This is a genomic window from Thioalkalivibrio sp. HL-Eb18 (assembly GCF_000364985.1).
Taxonomy (GTDB): Bacteria; Pseudomonadota; Gammaproteobacteria; order Ectothiorhodospirales; family Ectothiorhodospiraceae; genus Thioalkalivibrio.
Genome location: NZ_KB822988.1, coordinates 1 through 6,994, shown reverse-complemented (window position 1 = coordinate 6,994; position 6,994 = coordinate 1). Strand labels below are relative to the sequence as shown.

7 protein-coding genes are annotated in these 6,994 nt (G+C 64.8%); 5 read left to right on the top strand and 2 right to left on the bottom strand.

Translation table 11 applies throughout. The annotated features are described in order from the left end of the window. The first annotated feature begins 90 nt into the window (after nt 1–90). From F813_RS0113325 to typA, 4 genes are all read left to right on the top strand, one after another. Nucleotides 91–1,122, top strand: coding sequence for an IS110 family transposase (locus tag F813_RS0113325; RefSeq protein ID WP_012983403.1), 1,032 nt, complete (start codon nt 91–93; stop codon nt 1,120–1,122). Nucleotides 1,123–1,440: 318 nt separating this feature from the next. Then, nucleotides 1,441–3,345 carry a biosynthetic arginine decarboxylase gene (gene speA / locus F813_RS0113320; protein ID WP_017926923.1) on the top strand — a complete coding sequence of 635 codons (1,905 nt, stop codon included), beginning with the start codon at nt 1,441–1,443 and terminating at the stop codon, nt 3,343–3,345. Between the two features lie 4 nt (nt 3,346–3,349). Then, the gene (locus F813_RS0113315) at nt 3,350–3,598 is read left to right on the top strand and encodes a YcgL domain-containing protein (RefSeq protein ID WP_017926922.1); all 249 of its coding nucleotides are present in this window, start codon (nt 3,350–3,352) and stop codon (nt 3,596–3,598) included. A gap of 342 nt (nt 3,599–3,940) precedes the next feature. Then, the gene (gene typA, locus F813_RS0113310; RefSeq protein WP_017926921.1) at nt 3,941–5,761 is read left to right on the top strand and encodes a translational GTPase TypA; all 1,821 of its coding nucleotides are present in this window, start codon (nt 3,941–3,943) and stop codon (nt 5,759–5,761) included. 225 nt (nt 5,762–5,986) lie between these two features. Here the strand turns inward: typA and F813_RS0113305 are convergent, their stop codons facing one another. Together F813_RS0113305 and F813_RS0113300 are read right to left on the bottom strand one after the other, a co-directional pair. Further along, entirely contained in the window at nt 5,987–6,334 is a 348-nt protein-coding gene (locus tag F813_RS0113305; RefSeq protein ID WP_017926920.1) for a DUF86 domain-containing protein, read from the bottom strand. Continuing rightward, entirely contained in the window at nt 6,324–6,635 is a 312-nt protein-coding gene (locus F813_RS0113300) for a nucleotidyltransferase family protein (RefSeq protein WP_017926919.1), read from the bottom strand. Before F813_RS0113300 ends, F813_RS0113305 begins: the two co-directional genes overlap by 11 nt. A 162-nt stretch (nt 6,636–6,797) precedes the next feature. Here F813_RS0113300 and F813_RS13780 point away from each other — a divergent pair. Next, the coding region (locus tag F813_RS13780) for a transposase (RefSeq protein ID WP_017926918.1) at nt 6,798–6,994 on the top strand (197 nt) is incomplete at its 3' end.

Genomic DNA, 6,994 nt, shown 5'->3' with positions numbered 1-6,994 from the left:
CAATGGAATGGACGCCCCCGCCCTATTACGGCATCGCGATGTGCCAGAGTGGGGGTGTGAACTCTCACTCGAAGCGACGGAGGCGTCCAGATGCAGGTTACAACACTCGGCATTGATCTCGCGAAGAACGTGTTTCAGGTCCACGGCGTGGATGCGCAGGGCCGGAAGGTGTTTTCGAAGGCGATCACGCGGAAGAAGCTGCTTGCGTTCCTGGCGCAGCTGCCGGCGTGCCGGGTGGGCATGGAGGCCTGCGGGAGTGCCCATTACTGGGCCCGTGAGTTGCAGGCGTTGGGGCACGAGGTGCGGCTGATGGCGCCGCAGTTCGTGAAGCCCTACGTGAAGACGAACAAGAACGACCGGGCGGACGCCGAGGCGATCTGTGAGGCGGTGACCCGCCCGAACATGCGTTTCGTGCCGATCAAGACGCCCGACCAGCAGGCGGTACTGGCTTTGCACCGGGTGCGCGAGGGCCAGATCAAGGCGCGCACCGCGCAGGCCAACCAGTTGCGCGGCTTGCTGGCTGAGTTCGGGATCGTGGTGCCCCAGGGGATGACGACCCTGTTCCGCGAGCTCCCGGGGATCCTGGAGGACGCGGAGAACGGCTTGCCGGATCTGTTCCGCACGCTGCTGGCCGACCGGCTCGACGAGTTGCGGCGACTGGACCAGGCCGTGAAGGAACAGGAGCGCCAGATCCAGGCCTGGCATCGAAGTCATGCGGTCAGCCGGCGCCTGGCCGAGATCCCGGGGATCGGATCGATCAGCGCGACCGCCTTGGTCGCCGCGATCGGCAATGCCCGGCACTTCAAGAACGGTCGCCAGCTGGCCGCCTGGATGGGGCTGGTGCCCAAGCAGCACTCCAGTGGCGGCCAGTCGAACCTGCTGGGGATCAGCAAGCGCGGCGACCGCTACCTGCGCATGCTGCTGATCCACGGGGCGCGGTCCGCCCTGTTGGCGGATCAGCGCCGCGGCGAGGGCGGCGACCCTTGGCTCGAAGGGTTACGCCAGCGGCGCGGTTCCAACGTGGCCACCGTGGCCCTGGCCAACAAGAATGCCCGCACGGTCTGGGCCCTGATGGCCCATGACCGGACGTTTGACCCCGGCTTACGCGGCGCCGCCGCGTAAGCCTGAAAAAACGGAGAAGCGAACGCGTTATTACGTACCCAACCCTCGATTGCGCAAGCGATTGAGCATGATGGCAACGGGAGCGATCCCGGTGGGGGCCAGTCCGATCATTGCGAAGCACCTCGAGTGCGCGACCTCGCTGGGACCCTCCACCCGCGGAATCCATCCGGGACCGTGGCGAATGAAAGCCGCACACGCAGTCCGAATGTACGGGAGCAATCGTCGCCCCGAAACCATCTACTCAAACGCTTGGCAAACCGGGGGCGTCCATGTACGCAATGACGGGCGAGATGTCTTCGTAGAGCCCAAGGAATCGCCATGTCTGACACGCCCTGGAATCTGGACGAGGCCCGCGCCACCTACGGGATTGATCACTGGAACGGTGGGTTCTTCGAGGTAAACGCTGCGGGCCACGTGGCGATGCGCCGTGCGGACTGGCCGGAGCATCCCGGTGTGGATTTGTACGAGCTCGCCGGGCGCCTGCGCGAGGAGCATGTGGGCCCGCCGGTTCTGGTGCGGTTTCAGGATGTGCTGGACGGCCGGGTACGGCGACTGGCGCGGGCCTTCGACACCGCCGCGCGCGAGCTGGAATATGAAGGTACGTTCACCGCGATCTATCCGATCAAGGTGAACCAGCAGCGCAGCGTGGTGGATCAGATCCTGGCGGCGGGCGATACACCGGATGCCGACGGCCTCACCCCGCGGGTCGGGCTGGAGGCGGGCAGCAAGCCGGAGCTGATGGCCGTGCTGGCACAGTCGCGTCCGGGGGCGGCGATCATCTGCAACGGCTACAAGGACCGCGAGTACGTGCGCCTGGCGCTGATCGGACGCCAGCTCGGGCATCGCGTGTACATCGTGATCGAGAAGCCCTCGGAGCTGGAGGAGGTCATCCGCCAGGCCGAGAACATGGATATCGCGCCCCTGTTGGGGCTGCGCGTGCGCCTGGCCTCGATCGGCAAGGGCAAATGGCAGAACACTGGCGGCGAGAAGGCCAAGTTCGGCCTGTCCGCAGCGGATGTGCTGGGCATGCTCGAGCGCCTGCGCGGTCTTGGCTGGCTGGACCGGCTGCAGCTGCTGCACTTCCATATGGGCTCGCAGATCGCGAACATCCGCGACATCCAGAACGGCATGGGCGAGGCGGCCAGCTACTTCGCCGCGCTCACCGAGGCCGGCGCGGCGCTTCGGGTGGTGGATGTTGGCGGTGGCCTGGGCATCGACTACGAGGGCTCGCGCTCGCGCAACGAATGCTCCATCAACTACTCGGTGGAGGAGTACGCGCTGAACATCCTGCGTCCGCTCAAGCGCATCTGCGAGGAACATGATCTCGCCATGCCCGAGGTGTTCAGCGAATCCGGGCGGGCGCTCACCGCGCACCACGCGGTCCTGATCACCAACGTGATCGACTGCGAGCCGGCCCCCGGGGATGGCGACGTCCCGCCCGCCGAGGATGGCGAGCTGCCCGAGATCGCCGCCATGCGCGCCTTGCTGGAGGACGGTGAGCGCCCGGCCTCCGAGATCTACCATGACGCCGCCTATGGCCTGTCCGAGGTGCAGGCGCGCTTTGCCCGCGGGATGCTGTCGCTGGCGGATCGTGCCCGTGCCGAGGCGATCTACTTTGCCCTGTGTCAGCGCCTGCTGGCGCGTCCGGAGGCCCTGCCGGCGGAGATCCAGGCGGAGCTGACCGACAAGCTGGCGGACAAGGTCTTCTGCAACTTCTCCGTGTTCCAGTCCATCCCGGACACCTGGGCGATCAACCAGATCTTCCCGATCATGCCGCTGCACCGGCTGGACGAGCGACCGACCCGGCGCGCGGTACTGCAGGACCTGACCTGCGACTCCGACGGCCACATCGAGCACTACGTGGAGCGCGAGGGCACGCACACCACGCTGGCCCTGCACCCGTGGAACGACCGCGAACCGTATTATCTCGGCATCTTCCTGGTTGGTGCCTACCAGGAGATCCTGGGCGATCTGCACAACCTGTTCGGGGACACCGACACCGTGAACGTGGAGCTGCTGCCCGAGGGCGGCTACCGTCTGGTCGACCCGGAACGCGGCGACACCGTGGACGAACTGCTGAGCTACGTGCACTTTGCCCCGGACGACCTGCGCCGCGCCTTCCGTGCCAAGATCGACGCCGCCGGCCTGCGTGGCGAGGCCGCGGGCCGGCTGCTGGCCGAGCTGGAACAGGGCCTGACCGGCTATACCTATCTTGAGGACTGAACCGATGCAGTGCTATGTCTACCGCGCGACCCGGCGCGCTGATACCTACGTCTACCTCCCGCAGAAGGACGACTTCTCCGAGCTCCCCGATGGCCTGACCCGCGCACTCGGTCGCCTCGAGTTTGCCCTGGAGTTCGAGTTGACCCCGGAGCGCACCCTGGCCCGGGAAGACCCGCAAAAGGTCCTGGCCAACCTCAAGGAGCAGGGCTTTCATCTCCAGCTCCCACCCCCGGAAGACGAATCCGGAACCTGACCTTCCCTGTGGCCGCCCGCACATCGCGTGGCCAACCCGCTCGAGCCGACCTTCGTTCGGGCCGCCCTGGACCCTCGAAGCCTCCGCACGGTCATCCCGGCTCTACGCTGCGCTGCGGCCGGGATGACCGGGGCAGGGTGACGGCGGGAGGGGTAACGAGGCGAATCGGTTGCGGCCGGGATCGCCGGTTAGGTTACCGATACGGGGCAAGGATGGTGATGAGCCGTGCCAGCGGCGCTTGGCGACGAAGGAGCCTGCGCATAAAACAGGGAAGTCGCAGCGCGCTCGCGCATAAGTCTGTATAGTGTCGGCCCTTTTGCCAGTATCCAGAGTTCGTATTCCATGACCGAGAAGCTTCGCAACATCGCCATCATCGCCCACGTCGATCATGGCAAGACCACGCTGGTCGACCAGCTCCTGCGCCAGTCCGGCACGCTCGACGCGCGCGGCGACCACGGCGAGCGGATCATGGATTCGAACGCGATCGAGAAGGAACGCGGGATCACGATCCTCGCCAAGAACACCGCTATCGAATGGCAGGACTACCGCATCAACATCGTCGACACCCCCGGGCACGCCGACTTTGGTGGCGAGGTCGAGCGTGTGCTGTCGATGGTCGACTCGGTGCTGCTGCTGGTGGACGCGGTCGACGGCCCGATGCCGCAGACCCGTTTCGTGACCCAGAAGGCCTTCGCCATGGGCTTCAAGCCGATCGTGGTGGTCAACAAGGTTGACCGCCCCGGTGCCCGCCCGGACTGGGCCGTGGATCAGGTCTTCGACCTGTTCGACCGCCTCGGCGCGACCGACGAGCAGCTCGATTTCCCGATCGTGTTTGCCTCCGCGCTGAACGGCTTTGCCGGGCTGGATTCCAGCGTCACCGAAGGCGACATGACCTGCCTGCTGGAGACGATCGTCAAGCATGTGTCCCCGCCGAACGTCGACGCCGACGGCCCGTTCCAGATGCAGGTCTCCTCGCTGGACTACAACTCCTATCAGGGCCTGATCGGCATCGGCCGCGTGAAGCGCGGGCGCATCAAGCCGAATACCCCGGTCAAGGTGGTGGACCGCGAGGGCGGCGTGCGCAATGGCCGCATGCTGCAGATCATGGGCTTCCACGGCCTGGAGCGCGTGGAAGTCACTGAGGCCAACGCCGGCGACATCATCACCTTCACCGGCATGGACGAGCTGTTCATCTCCGACACGCTGTGTGACCCGAACCATGTAGAGGCGATGGAGCCGCTGACCGTCGACGAGCCGACCGTCAGCATGACCTTCCAGGTCAATACCTCGCCATTTGCCGGACGCGAGGGCAAGTACGTCACCTCGCGCGTCCTGCGCGATCGCCTGCAGGAAGAGCTCAAGCACAATGTCGCGCTGCGAGTCGAGCCGGCCGAGGATCCAGACAAGTTCAAGGTATCCGGTCGTGGCGAACTGCACCTGGGTATCCTCATCGAGAACATGCGTCGCGAGGGCTACGAGCTGGCCGTCGCGCGTCCCGAGGTGGTGATCAAGGAAGTAGACGGTGTGAAGCAGGAGCCGTACGAAGCGGTTACCGTGGATGTCGAAGAGCAGCACCAGGGCACGATCATGGAGAAGCTCGGCGAACGCCGCGGCGACATGACCAACATGGTTCCGGACGGCAAGGGCCGTGTGCGCCTGGACTTCATCGTTCCGTCGCGCGGACTGATCGGTTTCCAGACCGAGTTCATGACCGCGACCTCCGGCACCGGCATCCTGCACCACATCTTTGACCACTACGGTCCGTATCAGCCCGGTGCCGTGGCCTCGCGCCAGAACGGCGTGCTGATCGCCAATGCCGCCGGCCAGGCGCCGGGCTTTGCCCTGTTCAACCTGCAGAGTCGCGGCAAGCTGTTCATCGGCCCCGGCGAAGAGGTCTACGAAGGCATGATTATCGGCCTACATTCGCGCGAGAACGACTTGGTCGTGAACGCGCTCAAGGCCAAGCAGCTTACCAACGTGCGCGCCTCCGGCACCGACGAGAATATCCAGCTCACCCCGCCGATCCGCATGACGCTGGAGCAGGCCATCGAGTTCATCGACGAAGACGAACTCGTCGAGGTCACCCCGGAAAGCCTGCGCATCCGCAAGAAGTTCCTGCTCGAGCACGAACGCAAGAAGGCCTCCCGCGCCGCCTCGGCGTAAGGCCGACGCCAACGCCCCGCCAGTGGGCAAGGCAAAAAGCCGCGCCCGGTCGGATCATTCGCCGGGCGCTTTTTCGTGTCTCGTCCACTGGAACCAGGTTCTTTGTCACCCCGGGAATTGCAAAACGTTTGTCCAGATCCTGTATGTGGCGATTCGCCGAGAGGCAATACATGCAAGGTTTCCCAAACAGCTAGCGGTTGAGCCTGACAGACGCCATTGCAGGCCTCACCCATCCAGTTGCCGCAGTAAACTGTCCAGTTCCCGGGCCATAACCGGGACGTCAGTCGTGGCAGTGTTCCAGACAATGCGGCTATCGATCTTGGCATAACCATGGATCAGCAGGTTTCGCAGATCCACGGCCGCCCTCAATTGTGGAATCTGTCGGGCCAGATCGGGATCCGCCCTTTCCAGCTGGCCCAGCGCCTCGCCCAGAATCTCCAGCTGCCGCTCAACGGCGGAGCGCATCAGATCGCTGGCTATGTAGTCCTCTTCGTTCGCGTCCTTCACGAATTCCGCCACGTGTCTCGCGGCCTCACGTGCGTCCCAAAGGTACGCCCGCGGATCACGCCGCATGGACCTCCTCCCGGGTTCGTTCGATATCCGCTAGGACATACGGATTGATCACACTTTGCGGCGTCACCAGGTCCACGGGCCGTCCAAGAATGTTGCTCAACTCTCTGCGCAGACCGAGGAATTGCTCGAGGGACAATCCGGTCTGCTCCGGCCCGAATTCCACGAGGAAATCCACGTCCGAACGTTCAGGGTCGAAATCTTCCTCGCGAGCTGCAGACCCGAAAACGTCCAGCCTTGACACACCGAAGTCACGGCATGCCGATTCGAGCGCGTTGCGATGTTGTTGAATCAATGGATGCATGCCTGGGCCTCCTACCAACATACGATACGACAGTCACGCCGGGAGCGCAGCCAGAAGGCTATGCATCGATTGACCTGATTAGCGACGAGAGTCAGCCAGGCTCACTGGGTGAGCCACCCCCGGGCGTACGTTGAGGCTACACAGTGAGCGGAGAGTGGCCTCATGGCGCAGAATCGGATTCAGTTTCAGCCGGGGATGTCGTTGCCGGCATTCATCGCCCAGTACGGCACCGAGGCCCAGTGCGAGGCGGCGCTGGAGCGGGCCCGATGGCCGGCCGGCTTCCGCTGCCCGCGTTGCGGGTGCCAAGCCCACTGCGTCCTGCACGGCAGCCCGCGCAAGAGGTTTCAGTGCAACGCCTG

Bases quoted from the DNA above. Each gene is read 5' to 3' on its own strand.
- F813_RS0113325 (WP_012983403.1), top strand. From the start codon at position 91: ATGCAGGTTACAACACTCGGCATTGATCTCGCGAAGAACGTGTTTCAG.
- speA (WP_017926923.1), top strand. From the start codon at position 1,441: ATGTCTGACACGCCCTGGAATCTGGACGAGGCCCGCGCCACCTACGGG.
- F813_RS0113315 (WP_017926922.1), top strand. From the start codon at position 3,350: ATGCAGTGCTATGTCTACCGCGCGACCCGGCGCGCTGATACCTACGTC.
- typA (WP_017926921.1), top strand. From the start codon at position 3,941: ATGACCGAGAAGCTTCGCAACATCGCCATCATCGCCCACGTCGATCAT.
- F813_RS0113305 (WP_017926920.1), bottom strand. From the start codon at position 6,334: ATGCGGCGTGATCCGCGGGCGTACCTTTGGGACGCACGTGAGGCCGCG.
- F813_RS0113300 (WP_017926919.1), bottom strand. From the start codon at position 6,635: ATGCATCCATTGATTCAACAACATCGCAACGCGCTCGAATCGGCATGC.